General features: G+C 61.0%; 1 protein-coding gene. It reads right to left on the bottom strand.

Annotated elements, in window-relative coordinates; translation table 11 throughout:
• Nucleotides 1-112: 112 nt before the first annotated feature.
• The coding region (locus AC0ZT5_RS35215) for a cobalamin-dependent protein (RefSeq protein WP_488500175.1) at nucleotides 113-603 on the bottom strand (491 nt) is incomplete at its 5' end.

Here is a 603-nt window from a genome sequence, read left to right on the forward strand (position 1 = left end):
GACTCGATGCGCATACGGACCTCAGCCCCCTTCGAGCCAAGCGATTCTGGCCATCTTGCCATCCGGGTGCATGACGGCGCTGTCGGTTACAACATGGACCGAACTGCTGTGCTCAAGTCCGCACGTTATGCTTGCGCTTCATGAAGTCCTTGGCGGTCTCGACCGCCACCGCGGCGTCGAGGCAGTAGGCGTCGGCGCCGACGGCCTTGCCGCATTCCTCGTTCCGCGGCGCACCGCCGACCAGCACGACATAATCGTCGCGGATGCCCTTTTCCTTCATCGTGTCGATGACGAACTTCCTATCGGGCATGGTCGTGGTCAGAAGTGCCGACATGCCGATGATGTCGGGCTGGTGCTGCTCGATAGCATCGAGATACTTCTCGACCGCATTGTTGATGCCGAGGTCGATGACGTCGAAGCCGGCACCTTCCATCATCATGCCGACGAGGTTCTTGCCGATGTCGTGGATGTCGCCCTTGACGGTGCCGATGACCATCTTGCCTTGCTTCGGCGCGCCGGTGGCGGCAAGCAGCGGACGCAGGATGAACATGCCGGCCTTCATCGCATTGGCCGACAACAGCACTTCGGGAACGAACAGGATGC

The organism is Mesorhizobium sp. CNPSo 4670 (genome assembly GCF_057784235.1).